Source organism: Nocardia asteroides, assembly GCA_019930625.1.
Taxonomy (GTDB): Bacteria; Actinomycetota; Actinomycetes; order Mycobacteriales; family Mycobacteriaceae; genus Nocardia; species Nocardia sputi.
Genome location: CP082844.1, coordinates 3,691,753 through 3,708,081, shown reverse-complemented (window position 1 = coordinate 3,708,081; position 16,329 = coordinate 3,691,753). Strand labels below are relative to the sequence as shown.

General features: G+C 68.4%; 15 protein-coding genes. 4 read left to right on the top strand and 11 right to left on the bottom strand.

Annotated features, from left to right (window positions below; all coding sequences use genetic code 11):
* Nucleotides 1–29 precede the first annotated feature (29 nt).
* Both K8O92_16945 and K8O92_16940 read left to right on the top strand, forming a co-directional pair.
* Nucleotides 30–1,235, top strand: a complete 1,206-nt coding sequence (locus K8O92_16945; protein ID UAK29712.1) for a Uma2 family endonuclease — start codon at nucleotides 30–32, stop codon at nucleotides 1,233–1,235.
* Nucleotides 1,236–1,301: 66 nt separating this feature from the next.
* Nucleotides 1,302–1,655: a hypothetical protein gene (locus K8O92_16940; protein ID UAK29711.1), complete on the top strand. Its 354-nt coding sequence runs from the start codon at nucleotides 1,302–1,304 to the stop codon at nucleotides 1,653–1,655.
* A gap of 274 nt (nucleotides 1,656–1,929) precedes the next feature.
* Here K8O92_16940 and ligA read toward each other — a convergent pair whose 3' ends face one another.
* The 4 genes from ligA to K8O92_16920 all read right to left on the bottom strand — a co-directional run bounded on the left by ligA (nucleotide 1,930) and on the right by K8O92_16920 (nucleotide 7,729).
* Complete coding sequence (gene ligA, locus K8O92_16935; protein ID UAK29710.1) at nucleotides 1,930–4,044, bottom strand: NAD-dependent DNA ligase LigA; 2,115 nt, start codon at nucleotides 4,042–4,044, stop codon at nucleotides 1,930–1,932.
* 155 nt (nucleotides 4,045–4,199) lie between these two features.
* Entirely contained in the window at nucleotides 4,200–5,270 is a 1,071-nt protein-coding gene (locus K8O92_16930; protein UAK35744.1) for a methionine synthase, read from the bottom strand.
* Between the two features lie 114 nt (nucleotides 5,271–5,384).
* The gene (mnmA, locus tag K8O92_16925; protein UAK29709.1) at nucleotides 5,385–6,500 is read right to left on the bottom strand and encodes a tRNA 2-thiouridine(34) synthase MnmA; all 1,116 of its coding nucleotides are present in this window, start codon (nucleotides 6,498–6,500) and stop codon (nucleotides 5,385–5,387) included.
* Complete coding sequence (locus K8O92_16920) at nucleotides 6,500–7,729, bottom strand: cysteine desulfurase (protein UAK29708.1); 1,230 nt, start codon at nucleotides 7,727–7,729, stop codon at nucleotides 6,500–6,502. Before K8O92_16920 ends, mnmA begins: the two co-directional genes overlap by 1 nt.
* Nucleotides 7,730–7,991: 262 nt before the next feature.
* On the opposite strand from K8O92_16920, the gene K8O92_16915 reads away from it, so the two are divergent.
* Nucleotides 7,992–8,372 carry a hypothetical protein gene (locus K8O92_16915; GenBank protein UAK29707.1) on the top strand — a complete coding sequence of 127 codons (381 nt, stop codon included), beginning with the start codon at nucleotides 7,992–7,994 and terminating at the stop codon, nucleotides 8,370–8,372.
* 136 nt (nucleotides 8,373–8,508) lie between these two features.
* Here the strand turns inward: K8O92_16915 and K8O92_16910 are convergent, their stop codons facing one another.
* The 3 genes from K8O92_16910 to K8O92_16900 all read right to left on the bottom strand — a co-directional run bounded on the left by K8O92_16910 (nucleotide 8,509) and on the right by K8O92_16900 (nucleotide 11,941).
* Nucleotides 8,509–9,492: a 1-acyl-sn-glycerol-3-phosphate acyltransferase gene (locus K8O92_16910; GenBank protein UAK35743.1), complete on the bottom strand. Its 984-nt coding sequence runs from the start codon at nucleotides 9,490–9,492 to the stop codon at nucleotides 8,509–8,511.
* 50 nt (nucleotides 9,493–9,542) lie between these two features.
* Nucleotides 9,543–10,370 (bottom strand): GNAT family N-acetyltransferase, encoded by an 828-nt coding sequence (locus tag K8O92_16905; protein ID UAK29706.1) that lies wholly within the window; start codon nucleotides 10,368–10,370, stop codon nucleotides 9,543–9,545.
* Between the two features lie 278 nt (nucleotides 10,371–10,648).
* Nucleotides 10,649–11,941, bottom strand: coding sequence for an NAD(P)/FAD-dependent oxidoreductase (locus K8O92_16900; protein UAK29705.1), 1,293 nt, complete (start codon nucleotides 11,939–11,941; stop codon nucleotides 10,649–10,651).
* Between the two features lie 112 nt (nucleotides 11,942–12,053).
* On the opposite strand from K8O92_16900, the gene K8O92_16895 reads away from it, so the two are divergent.
* Nucleotides 12,054–12,911, top strand: a complete 858-nt coding sequence (locus K8O92_16895; GenBank protein ID UAK29704.1) for a LysR family transcriptional regulator — start codon at nucleotides 12,054–12,056, stop codon at nucleotides 12,909–12,911.
* A gap of 88 nt (nucleotides 12,912–12,999) precedes the next feature.
* Here K8O92_16895 and K8O92_16890 read toward each other — a convergent pair whose 3' ends face one another.
* From K8O92_16890 to K8O92_16875, 4 genes are all read right to left on the bottom strand, one after another.
* The gene (locus tag K8O92_16890; GenBank protein ID UAK29703.1) at nucleotides 13,000–13,365 is read right to left on the bottom strand and encodes a hypothetical protein; all 366 of its coding nucleotides are present in this window, start codon (nucleotides 13,363–13,365) and stop codon (nucleotides 13,000–13,002) included.
* A 109-nt stretch (nucleotides 13,366–13,474) separates the two neighbouring features.
* The gene (locus K8O92_16885; protein UAK29702.1) at nucleotides 13,475–14,455 is read right to left on the bottom strand and encodes a hypothetical protein; all 981 of its coding nucleotides are present in this window, start codon (nucleotides 14,453–14,455) and stop codon (nucleotides 13,475–13,477) included.
* A gap of 170 nt (nucleotides 14,456–14,625) precedes the next feature.
* Nucleotides 14,626–15,186, bottom strand: coding sequence for a DUF4365 domain-containing protein (locus K8O92_16880; protein ID UAK29701.1), 561 nt, complete (start codon nucleotides 15,184–15,186; stop codon nucleotides 14,626–14,628).
* A gap of 156 nt (nucleotides 15,187–15,342) precedes the next feature.
* A complete protein-coding gene (locus tag K8O92_16875) occupies nucleotides 15,343–16,299 on the bottom strand; it encodes an electron transfer flavoprotein subunit alpha/FixB family protein (protein UAK29700.1) in 957 nt (318 codons plus the stop codon).
* Between the last annotated feature and the right edge of the window lie 30 nt (nucleotides 16,300–16,329).

Below are 16,329 nucleotides of genomic sequence, written 5' to 3'. Positions count from 1 at the left end.
GTCAACTGAAATATGGAAGGATGAAACGCATGAGCAAGCGCAAGTACGACCAAGTCGCGCGGGCCGAGGGCGCCGAACAGACCCGGCGAAACATCCTCGACGCCGTGGCGCAGCGGTTGCGCGAGGCCCCGACAGAGCAACTGAGCCTCGACAAGGTGGCGAGGATCGCAGGTGTGTCCCGCTCGACGATCTATGTCGATTTCGGCTCTCGCGCAGGACTTTTCGACGCATTCGTCTCCGACCTGTCCGAGCGGACGGGCATCCGGGAGCTGACCGCCGCCGTCGGTTCCGACGATCCCCGCACTCATCTGCGCGCGGCCATCGCCGCGGCCGGCCGCATGAAGGCGCGCGATCTCGAGATCTATCGAGTCCTGCACGCGATGGACCGGCTGGATCCGGCCTCGGCCGCGGAGGCGGTGCGCCGCATGGAAGAAGACCGACGAGGCGGCGTCGCCCATCTGGCCAACCGCCTCGCCGCGGCGGGCGTCCTCCGCGAGGACGTCTCGGTCGAATGGGCCACCGACATCCTGTGGGCGCTGACCAGCTTCGAAAGCCTCGACCTGCTGATCACCGGACGCGGACTCGACGTCGAGGACGCCGTGGAACGCCTCACCACCACCGCGGAGCGCGCTCTGTGCACGTCGGCGGCGGCAGTCGCGATCGCCTACCGCTGGACGCGCAGCGAGTTCCTGCGCGCGTGGGAGGCGGGCGCGTTCGACCATCGCGTCGAACTCGTCGAGGGGGAGGTATGGCCGGTGGTGATCGGGGACTGGCACGGGTTCACAGCGGGCCGGATCGTCGGTCGGCTCTCGCATGCCGGCGTGGAAGTGGCCACGGCGACGCTGCCCACCGGTGACTCCCTGCCCGATCCCGACTGCTGGGCACTTCGGTCGGACGCCGAACCGGTCGACATGATCGGCACGAAGTTGTCGGTCTGGGCAGCTTCCGACGTACTGCTCGTCGTCGAAGTCTCCGACGAAACGGTGCCACAGGATCTCAATCGCAAAGCAGATCTCTACAGCCGCGCTGGATATCCGGTCTATTGGGTCGTCACCGAAGACGTGATTTACGAACACACCGAGCCGACTGCCCAGGGCTATCGCACCCGGACCAGGTACCGGTCCGGCGACCACATTCCCGTGGGCTACGCGGACGCCGAACTCGCCGTGGACGACTTGCTGTACCCGCACTGGTCGAGGTCGGTCGTCGGGACAACTCCGGTGATAGCGGGTTAGCATGCCTGCACGCCGCGGTCGTTTCCACGGCGTACTGCCGGAATGTTCGATGGGATGAGGGTATCGATGGGGCCGACGATTCGTCGTCTTGTGGTTGGCAGCTCGGTCGTCGCCGCGCTGGCGCTGGGCACGCTGGTCGTGGCGCCGGAAGCGGTGGCGGACGCGCCGTGTCCGGAGGGCACCGCACGCGTGTTCCTGGCCGACAGCACGAACACCTGCCAGGGCGCAGGGACGGTCAGTTACGACCCGCCCGGCGTGGTGTCGAAGGTGTGCTCGACGCCGAGCGCGGACGTGTCCGCCGAGGCGACGTTCAAGAACCGCCGCGGCAAGCTGACGACGCAGAAACTCGAATTGAATTCCGGGCGTTGCGGGCGGTTCGACATCGCGGGTCAACTGGGCGCCACGGTTACGGTCAACTGAGTCGGCGGCCCGAACACCGGAGCGCTGTCGCCGGACTCGTGCCACCGATAGCCGGTCTCCACGGCTGCTGTATGGGCCCAGCACCAGACGCTCGGCGAACGGTTCTGCCCCGCTGAGCATTCCGCGCTGCGATCAGAGCGACGCGAGGGAGCGCCGGGGCGCGATGGCGGCCGCCCGTTTCAACCGATCAGCACGACGCGCTGTGCCGACCATTCGCATCCCGGTCCTATCGGCGCCCGAGCGAGCGCGGAGCCGCATCGGTCTGACGCGCCGGTCACTCCTCGGCTTCGGCGTCCTCCGCGACCGTCTCCGGCGCGACTGCTTCGGGCCCGCTGGCCAGCAGCCGCCGGAATCCCTCCTCGTCGAGAATCGGTACCCCGAGTTCGTCGGCTTTGGCGGCCTTGGATCCCGGCGCGTCCCCGACCACCACGAACGCGGTCTTCTTCGAGACCGAACTCGCGGCCTTGCCGCCACGCGCCAGGATCGCCTCCTTGGCGCCGTCGCGGGTGAAGGTTTGCAGCGAACCGGTCACCACGATGGACAGGCCCTCGAGGTTGCGCTCGATGGATTCGTCGCGTTCGTCCTCCATCCGCACACCGGCGGCCCGCCACTTCGCCACCACGGCCCGATGCCAGTCGACGGTGAACCACTCCGCCACCGCGGCGGCGATGGTCGGGCCCACGCCGTCGGCGGCGGCCAGTTCCTCCACCGACGCCTGCTCGATGCGGTCCAGGCTGCCGAATTCGGCGGCCAGCGCCCGAGCCGCGGTGGGGCCGACGTGCCGGATGGACAAGCCGACGAGCACCCGCCACAGCGGACGGTCCTTGACGGCGGCCAGATTCTCCAGCAGCCGCTTGCCGTTGGCGGACAGGCTGCCGTTCTTGTTGGCGTACAACGAGGTGGTGAGCAGCGCCGCCTCGTCCAGGTCGAACAGATCACCCTCGTCGGTGATGACGCCGGACTTCAGCAGATCGATCGCGCCTTCGTACCCGAGGGCCTCGATGTCGAAGGCGCCGCGGCCGGCCACGTGGTAGACGCGCTCACGCAACTGCGCCGGGCAGAACTGCTGATTCGGGCAGCGGATATCCGCATCGCCTTCCTTCTCCGGACGTAATTCGGTGCCGCACTCGGGGCAGTGCGTCGGCATGACGAATTCGCGCGCGTCCTCGGGGCGGGCGTCCACCACCGGGCCCAGCACCTCGGGGATGACGTCGCCGGCCTTGCGGATGGTGACCGTGTCGCCGATCAGCACGCCCTTGCGCTTGACCTCGGAGGCGTTGTGCAGAGTGGCCATCGCGACCGTGGATCCCGCGACGGACACCGGCTCCATCACCGCGAACGGCGTCACGCGGCCGGTGCGGCCGACGTTCACCTGGATGTTCAGCAGCTTGGTTGTCGCTTCCTCGGGCGGATACTTGTAGGCGATCGCCCACCGGGGAGCGCGCGAGGTGGATCCGAGGCGGCGCTGCAGCGCGGTCTCGTCCACCTTGATCACTTGGCCGTCGATCTCGTGCTCTATGTCGTGCCGGTGCTCGCCCCAGTAGGTCACCCGTTCGATCACCGCGTCGATGCCCTGCACCCGCCTGCTGTGCTCGGACACCGGCAGGCCCCACGCGGCGAGTGCGCGGTACGCCTCGTACTGCGAGGTCGGTGTGTAGCCCTCCATGCGACCGAAGCCGTGGCAGATCATGCGCAGCCTGCGCCGCGCGGTGACCGACGGGTCCTTCTGACGCAGCGAACCAGCCGCGGTGTTGCGCGGGTTGGCGTAGGGCGGCTTGCCCTCGGCCACGATGGCGGTGTTGAGCGTCTCGAAGTCCTCCAGCCGGAAGTACACCTCGCCGCGGACCTCCAGCAGGGCGGGGATGGGGAACTCGTCGCTGGGGGTCAGCTCGCCGGGGATGTCGTCGATGGTGCGCGCGTTGAGCGTCACGTCCTCGCCGGTGCGTCCGTCACCGCGGGTGGCGCCACGGACCAACCGCCCGTTCTGGTAGACCAGGTTCAGGGCGACGCCGTCGATCTTCACCTCACACAGGTAATGCAGGTCCGGCCAGGTCTCCGCCTCCACCCGGGCGGCCCAGGCGCGTAGCTCGTCGACGTCGAACACATTGTCCAGCGACAGCATCCGCTCGAGGTGGTCGACCGCGGTGAAATCGGTCGCGAAACCGCCGCCGACGAGTTGGGTCGGCGAATCCGGCGTGCGCAGGTCCGGTTGTTCGTCCTCCATGGCCTGCAACCGTCGCAACAGCGTGTCGAACTCGCCGTCGGAGATGATCGGCGCATCCCGGACGTAGTAGCGGAACTGATGCTCACGCACCTCGTCCGCGAGTCGCTGCCACTCAACCCGCTGCTCTGCCGTCGCCGGGGCCGCCGCGCTGTCGCTGTCACTCACGCATCGCACATTAGCGGAGGCCACTGACAGCGCATCGGGATGTTGGCGCACGTCGCCGCACCCGATCGTACGGATTCCGACCGGTCTGTTTCTCTGGTTGAGGCAAGGTGGACCCGAGCCCGGCACCGCCACGATGCGATTCCCATCGGCGAACGTCAGGAGAACGAAAGCTCTTCCGGCTCCTCGGCATACGCGCGCGCGATCTCCGTGGCCAAGCGCAATGCCCGTCGACTCCACTCCAGCGAGACACCCCCCAGACCGCATGCCGGACTGACCGCCACCCGTCGCGCCAGCGTCCGGCGGCTGAAGCCGAGCCGATCGATCAGCCGCACTCCCGGCTCGGCGAACGTTCGCCAGGTGACCGCTGCGGCCGGTACCTCGGTCGGGACGAGACCGAGCACCAGTTGTTTGCCCGCCTCCAGGGCCTCGCCCACCTCATCGAGTTGCCCGGTGCCGATGGTGCTCAGATCGAAGCCGATTCCCGCGGTGGCACTGCGGCGCAGCAGGCCGAGCGCGGGCGGCTCGGCGCAGCTGTGCACCAGGACTGGCGCGGACTGGGCGGCGATCACCGTGTCCAGCACGGCCAGCGCTTCGGGCTCGGGCAAGGCGCGCACGGTGTTCAGCACGCTCACGCCGCCCAGCGAGCCGTTCAGGACTGCGGTCAGCGACGGTTCGTCCAGTTGCAGGACGACTTGCGCGCCGAGCCGCTTGCGCACCTCGGCGACGTGCTGCGCCAGTCCCTCGGCGAGGGATTCCGACAGGTCGCGCACCGCACCGGGATCGGTGAGCACGCGATGTCCACCGGGTAGTTCGACTTGCGCGGCCAAGGTCAGCGGGCCCGCCGATTGCACCTTCACCGTCTGTCCGCTGCCGGACGAACCGGCGTTCTCCCATGCTTCCTCGAGCGCGTCCAGATCGGCGCGCAGTAGGTCATGGGCCCGCCGGGACACCGAACCCGGGCGTGGCGCGAGCCGGTAACCCCTCGGCGTGGTGTCGAAGCGCAGGTCGACCAGCAGCGCGGACGCACGGCCGATCGAATCCGCGCCCGCGCCGCGCCCGGGCAGCTCCACCAGATGTGGCAGCTCGCCCAGTTCCCCGACGACAGTCGCGGCGGCCTCGCGGGGATCGGCTCCTGGCCAGGAGCCGACTCCGGTGGCGATGCCGCCCGGAACGCGAACCGGCTCGGTTGCCACATCCGTCCCAGTCTCCTGCGCCACGTCATCCATGCCGGTCTCGTACACCCGTGCTCCGTCCGTTCGATTCCGCCATTACAGGACTCCGCCGTCCTCAGCGGCTACACCGGACAGCGTCGCAGGCCACACCAGGCGGGGCGGTCCGGATCACCGGGCCGTCTCGGCCTCCGCTTCACTCGCCACCTGATCCCGTGCGGTGCCGGAGATGGTGCCGCTGCCGATCACCTCGTCACCCTCGGGATCCGGCCGGTAGAGCACCACGGCCTGGCCGCGTGCGACGCCGGTCAGCGGCTCACGCAGCCGCACGATCAGTCCGTCGCCCACCGCTTCGGCGACCGCGGGCGCGGTGCCGCCGTGCGCGCGGACCTGCGCAACGCATTCGATCGGGCCGGCGGGTGCGGAGCCCGAGGTCCAGATCGCACGCTCCGCCTCGACGGTTCGAACCTGCAGGTCGTCGGCCGAACCGACGTGGACGGTGCCGGAATCGGGGTCGATGCCGGTGACGTAGCGCGGCTTGCCGTCGGCGGCGGGGCCCGGCAACCCGAGTCCCTTGCGCTGCCCGATGGTGAATCCGTGCACACCTTCGTGCCGCGCGAGCACCTGGCCCTCGGCGTCGACGACCGCGCCGGGCCGGATGCCGATCTTCGCGCCGAGGAAGGCGCGGGTGTCACCGGAGGGGATGAAACAGATGTCGTGGCTGTCGGGCTTGTTCGCCACGGCGAGGCCGCGCTCGGCGGCCTCGGCGCGGATCCGCGGCTTCGGCGTGTCGCCCACCGGGAACATCGCGCGCGAAAGCTGCTGCGCGGTCAGCACCGCGAGCACGTAGGACTGGTCTTTGTCGGCGTCGACGGCACGGCGCAGCACGCCGTCCTCGAGCCGCGCGTAGTGGCCGGTGACCACCGCGTCGAAGCCGAGCGCCACCGCTCGGTCGGCCAGCGCGGAGAACTTGATCTTCTCGTTGCAGCGCAGGCACGGATTCGGCGTTTCGCCCGCCGCGTAGGCCGCGACGAAATCATCGATGACGTCTTCCTTGAACCGGTCGGCGAAATCCCAGACGTAGAACGGGATGCCGAGCACGTCGGCGGCGCGCCGGGCGTCACCGGCGTCCTCCTTCGAGCAGCAGCCGCGCGACCCGGTGCGCAGCGTGCCCGGCGTCGCCGACAGCGCCAGATGGACGCCGACCACCTCGTGACCGGCATCGACAGCACGCGCCGCCGCCACGGCCGAATCCACACCACCGCTCATCGCGGCGAGTACCCGCATCAGACACCTCCTTTCGCACCGGCCAGACCCGCGGCCTTGGCCCGCTCCACCACCTGCGGCAATACTTCCAGCAACGCCTCGACATCGGCGCGCGTCGAGGTGTGTCCCAGCGAGAACCGCAGCGATCCACGCGCCTGCCACGGCTCGACGCCCATGGCGATCAGCACGTGACTGGGCGTGGCCACGCCGGCGGTGCACGCCGAACCGGTCGAGCACTCGATCCCCGCCGCGTCCAGCAGCATAAGCAGCGAATCCCCTTCGCAACCGGGGAAGGTGACGTGCACGTTACCGGGCAGGCGCCGCTCGCCGACCGGTCCGTTGAGCACCGCCTCGGGCGCCGTCGCGCGGATGCCGTCGATCAGCGCTTCCCGCAACGCGACCAGCTCGGCGGTCCGCGCGGGCAGTTCGGCCGCGGTCTGGCGCAGTGCCGCCGCCAGCCCGATGGCCGCCGCCGTGTCGGAGGTTCCCGATCGCAGGTCGCGCTCGTGCCCACCGCCGTGCAGCAGCGGCACACACGGCACCTGCCTGCCGAGCAGCAGCACCCCGACACCGTGCGGGCCGCCGACCTTGTGCCCGGCGAAGCTCGCCGCGGAAAGACCAGTCTTCGCGAAATCCATGGGCAACTGGGCCGCCGCCTGCACCGCGTCGCTGTGCATCGGCACGCCGAATTCCTCAGCCAGCGCGGCGAGTTCGCCGATCGGCTGGACGGCGCCGACCTCGTTGTTCGCCCACATGACGGTGATCAGCGCGACCTCGTCGGGATGCGCGGCGAGCGCGGCCCGCAGCGTGGCGGGCGCGACCACGCCCTCGGCGTCCACCGGAAGCCAGGTGACCTCAGCGCCCTCGTGCCGCTCCAGCCACTCCACCGCGTCGATCACCGCGTGGTGCTCGACCGAACTGGCGATGATCCGGTGCCGGCGCGGATCTTCGTCGCGGCGCGCCCAGAAGATGCCCTTCACCGCCAGGTTGTCGCTCTCGGTGCCACCGGAGGTGAAGATGACCTCCGAGGGCCGGGCGCCCAGGTCGGCGGCGATCGACTCGCGGGCCTCCTCCAGCAGCCGCCGGGCGGCGCGGCCGGAGCCGTGCAGCGACGACGCGTTGCCCGTGGTGCGCAGGGCAGCCGTCATCGCCTCGATGGCCGCGGGCAGCATCGGTGTGGTGGCCGCGTGATCGAGGTAGACCGTGTGGGGCGCAGCACCGTTGACCGGACCCGAAAAAGCCGACTTCATGACCAGTTAAGGATAGCCGTCACCGTCAGCCGGTTATTCCCCCCTGCTCGCGCGCCGGTGAGGGATGCGTTCCCGGGCCGCCGCGCCGTCGAATACCCCCGTCGGGGCGCGAATCTCAGGGTATTCCCCTATTGAATGTACCGCTATATAGCGGTACGTTGAATGACGTGTTGATCGCTGCCCGGCCCGATCACGGAGCGGATCCAGGGCCGGTGCGCCGAGCGGTCGACTACCGGACGAATCGATATGTGAGGAAGTTCCGATGGAACCACGCCCCCATGGACGTACTCGACGTGTGCTGGCACGCGCCGCGGCCGCGTCCGTACTCGCCCTGATGCCGATCACCGCCGTCGCGGTGCCGGCGCTGGCCAGTCCGATCGTGCTCGAGCCGGCCGAGCAGATCGAGCCGGCCCACGGCCGTCCCGGCCACCGCCACGGCCACGGCCACGGCCACGACCACCGCAACCGGCACGACCACAGCAACTGGCACCGCCACGACAGGTGGAACCACGGGCGGCACAACGACTGGGATCGGGGACGCCACGACGACTGGTTCCGGGGCCGCAACCGCCACGACGACTGGGATCACGGCAGGCACGGTTGGCACCACGGGTTCCGGCCACCCACGGGCAGCGGTTTCTGAGTCGATTCACGTTTCCCGGAGCGAGCCGCCTGCGGTTCGCTCCGGATTCGTGTGGACGGGCGGCGCGCGGTTCTGATTCGCGGATGAGCACGGGACTCCGGCGGCAGCGACTCCGGACCCACGCGCTGCGCCCTTCCTAACGCGCGGCGGCCGCACCCCGGCGGCCCAGCAAGACCGGGCGGCGGCGCGGCCTGCGAACCACTTCCGGCGCATCGGCCGCAACCGACGGGTCCTGCACCCGGGTGTGCCCCGCCTCGATCCACTCCATGGCTTCCAGCGCACCGTGGCGCGACACGACGCTGTCGCGGACGGCGGCCTCGCAGCGGCGGGCCAGCTCGCGCCGGTCCGTGCCGGGCTGCTGTACCGGCTCCAGCACTACTTCGGCGATCATCCCGCGCGACCGCAGCACCCGTCGCGCGGACGAGCCGAAGGTGTCGGCGCCGACGAACCCGGGCACCGTGCAGGGCACGCCGTGCCGGTCCAGGTACCGCAACCGAACCGGCTGCACCGGAGTTCCGGTGTCCACGGCAGCTTGGAACAACGCGGGACGCATCGTGCCGTAGGCGCGGCCACACCAGGTGGTGCCTTCGGGGAAGACGCCGACCCGCTCGCCCGCGGCCAGCCGCGCCCCCACCTCGGCCACCACATCGGGCAGCTGACGCAGACTCTCGCGCTCGATCGGGATCACCCGCATCCGCTTGGCGAGGTTGCCGATCAGCGGCCAGTCCACCATGTCCGCGCGCGCCACGAACCCGAGCGGCTGCACCGAGGCCAGCGCGACGATATCGGTCCAGCCGATGTGTCCGCTCACGACCAATACGCCGCCGTCCGCTGCTCCGAATCCGGCGGGAGGGAGCGCGGCGTCGCCCCCATCGACGACACCGCGCTCGTCCGCGGCCACCCGGTTGTCGACTACGCGCAGCCGCATGCCCAGGCAACCGAGCAATAGGCGCGCGTAACCGCGCTGCAGTGGCACACGCTTGCCGCGAGGCGTCACCGCGTTCGCGACCGGGAAGCTCAGCAGCAATCCGGCGACCCCGGCCAGCCGGGCGGCCACACGTGCCAGGCCGACTTCGTCGATCGAATCCAGACAGCCGGGCCCACAGGGGCTCGACGGCATCCATGCGTGCGCGGAGGACATGGCGGGCGGCGCGTCGAAGACCACGGTCCTCACCGTCCCCCGTCGAGGGTCGCGGCGGCATCGCGTAGTCGGTCGAGGTACCGGGTGTTGATGGTGTCCAGCCCGAGCAGTACGACGAAGTCCGCGACCGCGAAGGCGGGATCATGCGCGGGCTCGCCGCAGATCTCCGCGCCCAGCCGCAGGTAGCCCCGCACCAGCGGCGGCAGCTTCGGCCGCGGCGGCGGCGTCAGTTCGTCCAGCGGCTTGCCGTCGACGACAACCGGGTTGTACGGGTGCACCCGGCGTTCCGGATCGGTGGCGTGGCGGCCGAGCAGCATGTCGCGCACGCCGCGCACGTTCACTCCGGGCGGATCGGCCGGGGTGTCCTGCATCGGCACCGACACGCAGCCCATCACCCATTCGTAACCGGTGAGCTGGATGTAGTGCAGGATGCCCGCCCACATGAGAGTGAGCACCGAGCCGTTGCGGTGGTCGGGGACCACGCAGGCGCGGCCCATCTCCACGATCCGCATGCCCTCCGGATCCAGTTGCGCGAGATCGAATTCCGTGGCCGTGTAGTACCCGCCCGCGGCGGCGACCTTGTCCGGCGGCAGCATCCGGTAGCAGCCTACGAACTCCCCGCTGGCGTCGTCGCGCACCAGCAGGTGATCGCAGTGCTCATCGAAACGGTCGGCGTCCAAACCGGTGCCGTCGTCCGGGATCCGGAAGCCCGGCTCGTTGGCGAACACGTTGTAGCGCAGGCGCTGCGCGGCGACACGGTGGTCGAGATCGGAGGAGACCACCAGCGAGTAGCGCGACCGTTCCTCGCCGGACTCCGTCGGTCGAGCCGAGGCTGTCAGCACGGACGAAATAGTCATATCCACGATGAAGCCAGTCCGAGAATGCGCCGCAGCAACCTCGAAGTGTCGCGACGATGCCGGTTGGGTGAACGAGACGACTGTCACACCGAGCGTTCACCGAACGGTTCCACCGCGTTCGCTCATCGGCACCTCCAGCGCTTCCGTCCATGCGGTTTGTCGCACAAGTCACTGCGCTCGGCCCAGCACCGGGACCGAAGGTGCGCGCGGAAGCCGGACGCAGTGAATCGCGCCGCTCCCGGCTGGGAGCGGCGCGATTCCTCAGGTGCGGGAAGCCGTTACGCGGCGCGGCTCTCCGAGGTGCGTACCTTCGTCGGGGTGGTGCGCTCTTCGGCGAAACCGGGACGTCCGGTGCCGATGAACGCGACCAGCCACGAGGCGACCGCGGCGAAGCGGTTGCGGAAGCCGACCAGGTAGAACAGGTGCACCGCGAGCCACATGAACCAGGCGATGACGCCACGGAAGGTGATGCGCTCGTTGAGCTTCGTTACCGCGCTGAACCGGCTGATCACCGCCATGCTGCCCTTGTCCCAGTAGGTGAAGGGGGTGCCGGGCTGCTTCTTGCGGCGGATGATGTCGGCGGCGTGCCTACCCTCCTGCATGGCCACCGGCGACTGGCCCGGGTAGCCGTTGAGCGAGGTCATGTCGCCGATGGCGTAGATGTCGGCGTACCCGCCGACGGTCAGGTCCGGGTTGACCAGCAGCCGGCCGGCCCGGTCGGTCGCCACGCCGGTGGCCTCGGCCAGGATCTTCGCGAATCCGCCCGCCTGCACGCCGGCCGACCAGACCACGGTCTCCGCCGCGATGCCGTGCTCGACGCCGTCGGTGTCCTTGACGGTGACCTTGCCGTGCTCGATGTCGGTGACGAACGTGCCGAGCAGCACGTCCACGCCGCTGCGGATCAGCGACTTCTTCGCGTACTCCGACAGCCCGCCGCCGAAGGGCGGGAGCACCTCACCCGCGCCCTCAACGAGCGTGACCGAGATCTCCTGGTGGAAATGCCGTTTCGCCAGTTCCTTCAGCTGACCCGCCACCTCGACGCCGGTCGCGCCCGCGCCGACCACGACGAAGCTCAACAGCCTGCGCCTGGTCTGCTCGTCGGCGCCCGCGGCTTCGGCGAAGACGCGCTCGATCTGGGCGCGCAGCCGCCGCGCGTCATCGATGGTCTTGAGCGAGAAGGTCTTCTCGGCGAAATCGTCCCGGCCGAAGTAGGACTGGCTGGCGCCGGTGGCCGCGATCAGCGAGCCGTAGCGGATGCGGTGGCGCATGCCCTCGTGCTCGTAGGTGACGATGGCCCGGTCGGGATCGATGTCGACCACCGTGCCCAGGCGCACGTCCGCCTCGCGATGGCGGCGCAGGATGCCCGCGATCGGCGGCGCGATCTCCTCCGATGTGAGCACACCCGTCGCTACCTGGTACAACAGCGGTTGGAACAGATGCTCGGGCGTGCTGGAGATCAGCACATAGTCCACCCCCGACTTGGCCAGCTGTTTGGCGGCGGCGAGCCCGCCGAACCCCGATCCGACAATGACGACACCCGCGGTTTCGATTCCCGCATCCACGTACTGCATGACAGCCTCCTTCTCTCATTACGAACCGCGATCCGGAGGGCGGATATTTCAGGTGTCTGGGCGCATAATTCAGATGACTCTTATCTTGATTCGTAATTAATAGGAGGCCGCTGTGGAACTTCGGCAGCTCACCTACTTCGTCGCGGTGTGCGAAGAGCTCAGCTTCAGCGGCGCCGCCGCGCGCTGCTTCATCTCGCAGTCGGCGATCAGCCATCAGATCTCCCGGCTGGAGCGCGACCTCGGCGTGCAACTGTTCGAGCGCTCGACCCGCTCGGTGGTGCCGACCGACGCCACCGCCCGGCTACTTCCCCTCGCGAAACAAATGCTGAGCCTGGAATCAGCGATCCGCGCGGCCGTGCGGACCGTTGGTCCGCGCATCCGGCTGGCCGCGAACATGTCCTTCGCCACCCGCTCGCTGTCGGCGATCGCGGGGGCGCGCGCAGCGCACCCGGAGGCGGAGATCGAGTTCGTGATCAAACCCTTCCGTCAGCGCATCACCGCGGTGGCCGACGGCGACTGCGACCTCGCGTTGATCCGCGGCAGCGTCGACCAACCCGGGCTCGTGGTGGAGCAACTGTGGGTCGAGGATCTGGTGATCGCGACCTCCAGCGCGCATCCGCTGGCGACGAAGGACATGGTGACGCTGGCGGATCTGAGTTCGTATCCCCTGCTGCTGCCACCGGAGCAGGAACAGGTGTTGTTGCACACCGTGATTCGCAAGACGTTCGCCGAACTGCCCACCGGGCCCACGTTCGGGCCACCCATCCCCCCGGACCACACCGCGACGATGGAGCTGATCAACCGGCCCGACGCGTGGACCGTGCTCTACGCCGAGAGCGCCATCGAGGGCTTGGTCGCTTTGCGCTTGGCCGAGCCGAAGTTGCGCATCCCGGTGTCGGCGGTGCTGCGCGCCGACGCCCGGCGCTCACCGATCCTGGACACCCTGCTCACGGCGTTGCACCGCTGCTGACCGGATGGGGCGGGGTCGCGTCGGGCTGCTCCGAACCAGAACCGCAGGCATCGATGCCCGAGCGGTGGAGACGAGCGCGTCACACCGATCAGAGGCGCAGTTGTGTCGCCGCCAGCGCCGTGCCCTCGATGCGGACACGAATCTTGGCGAACGCGGTCTCCCGTGAGGTGGAGGTGTCGTCGGCGAACGGTGCGAAACCGCAGTCGTCACAGGTGCCCAACCGTTCGACGGGCAGGTAGCGAGCGGCGAGCAGCACCCGATCACGCACCTGTTCGGGTGTCTCGACCTGCGGGTCGATCGGGTCGGTGACACCGATGAACACCCACGCCTCGGCCGGCAGATGCTCGGCGGCCACGGCGAGCACCTTCTCCGGATCGGGCTCGCTGGCGAACTGGAGGTAGAACGCGCTCACCCCCAGTTGCAGCAACTTCGGCAGGAATTGGACATAGTCCAAGCTGTGCGTGGAGTCCTGGTCACCGCCCGGGCAAGTGGCGCCTCTTCGGCCTTGTTGACCGCGACGCTCGAATCGACCAGCACTGGACGGAGTAGTTCATACCTCGACGTCAGCGTTCGCGGTGTAGATAACTCGGGTCCACGCTGATCGTTCCGGTCAAGCGCCAAGCACGGCGTTCGAAAACCAGGTCGCCTGACACAACAATCGGCTGCTTGCTCTGGTGGGAGCGGATTGCCCACTGGTAATCGTCGCCGGCGAGTGGTACGTGCACTTTTCGCAGATGTCCGTCCACATGTGTCGACAGGACGATGCTCGTGGCTTCTTGATCCTCGTCACCGAGGTCGTCCCGGTTGAGTGTGCGCACCATACCGATCAGAGTCAGATGACGCGGCGGCTCCTCACGCCGAACCAATCGCTCTCGGACACGGGGCAATCCCGCCATCGCGTTGCGGTCGATCACAATCCGGGAGGTCTCGACTTCGGGTGGCCCCTCGCCGGCCGCCCAGTCGAAGGACAGATCGAGTGCGCGTAAAGCTTCGGGCTGCGTCAGGTCCAGCAGCGACTCGACCAAACTGCCACTCAGACCCAACTGCCCCGCGTGGTCGAGGGCGCGCTCGTCCCAATTGAGGGCGAGTTGCCGCGCCGACCGCAGACCTGTTGCCAGCGTTGTCATCACTTTGCGAGGAAAGGGCACCGCCGGCATCCCGGCACCTTGTGATGACGGAATCTCGCCGAGGCGGGTGACAACGGTGAACACGAAACTGCCGCGCTTGGTGTGTCCGAGACGAATGTCGTCTTCGAGGAAGTTCGTGACCACGGCCGATCGGCGACCCCGGTGCGAGTGGGTCGGATCGTCGGCGGTGGTTGCGGCGGCCCTCATCATCGTGAACAACGCTTCCAAGGTGGTTTCGGCCTGCCGGAACGGGATGGTGCCGTCACTCATCTCCTGGTCGAGGCGCACGAAAAACAGGTCAGCCCGTGCGGCCGCGATGCGTTCGACCAATTGCGCCGCGTCCCAGTCATAGATGGTGGCGAGGGCTTGAAGTGTGTCACGGAAGCGCCGGGAGAAGTCGACATAGTCGGTAGCCAAGGGCAGCATGATCCGGCCAAGGAGTCCGTCTTCGCCCGGAAGTCGCCAGATTTCCCTGACGTCTTGCTCACGGACTTCGAGTTGCCAATCATGGGTCGCCAGGTACTGGGATACGGCGGGTGGCGATAGAACGGACGCAACCTCCCGGAGGCCTCCGAGCGGAGTATTCGTCACCACTGACCTCCTTCGCCGATCGACTGCATAATGCCCTTCAACCCGCCTACATCGAACAGGTTACTTCGGGGTAGGTGGACCGTCTTGCTGGCTTTTTCGTCCTCGATGCCACCGAGGTTCGCCGCATGTTCCCAGTACATGCGGCTGGAACTCCTCAGCCCGTCTTCCGAGAGGTCGATCAACTGGTCAGGATCGTCCGGTATGAGCAACACGCCGAGCAGCGCGGGAACGAACCGTTTAGGACTGACCAACTTCAAGAACCGCTCACGCTCGAGCTGCCATGTCAAATCGTGGCTTCGGAGTAGACGTTGCTGCGTCGTGCACTTGATTTGAATCTCGAATTCGGGGCAGTAGAACTTCGCGTATTCCGCAGACGCCACGATCGTAACGTCGACTCCGTCGTAGTCGGTCTCATGGCTCTTGATGGAGCAGCCTGCCGCAGCGGCGACCATGCGGACGAAGGCGAGGCTGAACTGTTCCTGCCGCGCGGAGATCGGGAGACCGCCATCGACGGTCGCCACCGCTCGAAAGCTGCCATTGTCTTCGACGACGCTCATCGCCCCCGGCTCCCCTTGCCCCCACATTTGGCTACGTAGTCGCGCTCGCCAACAGTAGCTCAATGTGGCTGCCAGCTCACTCATTTGGAGTGCCTCTAGCAAAAAGGTGGCCCTGACCTGACGGTCAGGGCCACCTTCGATGGCGCAAGCGGCGGATCAGCCCTTGTGCGACTTGACCGCTTCGGTCAGCTGCGGGGCGACGTTGAACAGGTCGCCCACGATGCCGTAGTCGGCGATCTCGAAGATCGGCGCCTCTTCGTCCTTGTTGACCGCGACGATGGTCTTCGAGGTCTGCATGCCTGCGCGGTGCTGGATCGCGCCGGAGATGCCGAGGGCGATGTACAGCTGCGGTGAGACCGTCTTACCGGTCTGGCCGACCTGGAACTGGCCCGGGTAGTAACCCGAGTCGACCGCGGCGCGCGAGGCGCCGACGGCCGCGCCGAGCGAGTCGGCCAGCGCCTCGACGACCGCGAAGTTGTCGGCGGAACCGACGCCGCGGCCACCGGAGACCACGATGTTCGCCTCGGTGAGTTCCGGACGGTCACCGGCCACGACCGGCTCGCGCGAGGTCACCTTGACCACGCCTTCTTCCTGCGCGGGCACCTCGACGGTCACCTTCTCGCCCGCACCGGCCTGCGCCGAGGCCTCGACGGCGCCGGGACGGACCGAGATCACCGGCACGTCGCCGGTGGCCTTGGCGTCGACGGTGAAGGCGCCACCGAAGATGGAGTGCACCGCGGTGCCGTCGGACTTGACCTCGACGACGTCGACCAGCAGGCCGGACCCGATGCGGGCGGCGAGACGGCCCGACACCTCTTTGCCTTCGGCGGTGGCGGCGACGATGACCGCGGCGGGCGAGGCCGACTCGGTCAGCCCGGCCAGCACGTCGACCTTCGGGGTCACCAGGTAGTTGTCCACATCGTCGGACTCGGCGATGTAGATCTTCTCGGCGCCCGCGGCGGCCAGCGCGTCGGCCAGCTTCTCACCGGTGCCCGCGGTGCCGAGCACGACGGCGGCGGGCTCGCCGAGGGCGCGAGCGGCGGTGAGCAGTTCGGTGCTGACCTTCTTGATCGCACCGTCGGCGTGCTCCACGAGCACAAGTACTTCTGCCATTTGTGTTCTCTCCTAGGAAGTCTGCAGCGC

Coding starts and splice junctions, on each gene's coding strand:
- K8O92_16945 (UAK29712.1), top strand. CDS start 30: ATGAGCAAGCGCAAGTACGACCAAGTCGCGCGGGCCGAGGGCGCCGAA.
- K8O92_16940 (UAK29711.1), top strand. CDS start 1,302: ATGGGGCCGACGATTCGTCGTCTTGTGGTTGGCAGCTCGGTCGTCGCC.
- K8O92_16930 (UAK35744.1), bottom strand. CDS start 5,270: ATGGATGACGTGGCGCAGGAGACTGGGACGGATGTGGCAACCGAGCCG.
- mnmA (UAK29709.1), bottom strand. CDS start 6,500: ATGCGGGTACTCGCCGCGATGAGCGGTGGTGTGGATTCGGCCGTGGCG.
- K8O92_16920 (UAK29708.1), bottom strand. CDS start 7,729: ATGAAGTCGGCTTTTTCGGGTCCGGTCAACGGTGCTGCGCCCCACACG.
- K8O92_16915 (UAK29707.1), top strand. CDS start 7,992: ATGGAACCACGCCCCCATGGACGTACTCGACGTGTGCTGGCACGCGCC.
- K8O92_16910 (UAK35743.1), bottom strand. CDS start 9,492: ATGCCGTCGAGCCCCTGTGGGCCCGGCTGTCTGGATTCGATCGACGAA.
- K8O92_16905 (UAK29706.1), bottom strand. CDS start 10,370: ATGACTATTTCGTCCGTGCTGACAGCCTCGGCTCGACCGACGGAGTCC.
- K8O92_16900 (UAK29705.1), bottom strand. CDS start 11,941: ATGCAGTACGTGGATGCGGGAATCGAAACCGCGGGTGTCGTCATTGTC.
- K8O92_16880 (UAK29701.1), bottom strand. CDS start 15,186: ATGAGCGTCGTCGAAGACAATGGCAGCTTTCGAGCGGTGGCGACCGTC.
- K8O92_16875 (UAK29700.1), bottom strand. CDS start 16,299: ATGGCAGAAGTACTTGTGCTCGTGGAGCACGCCGACGGTGCGATCAAG.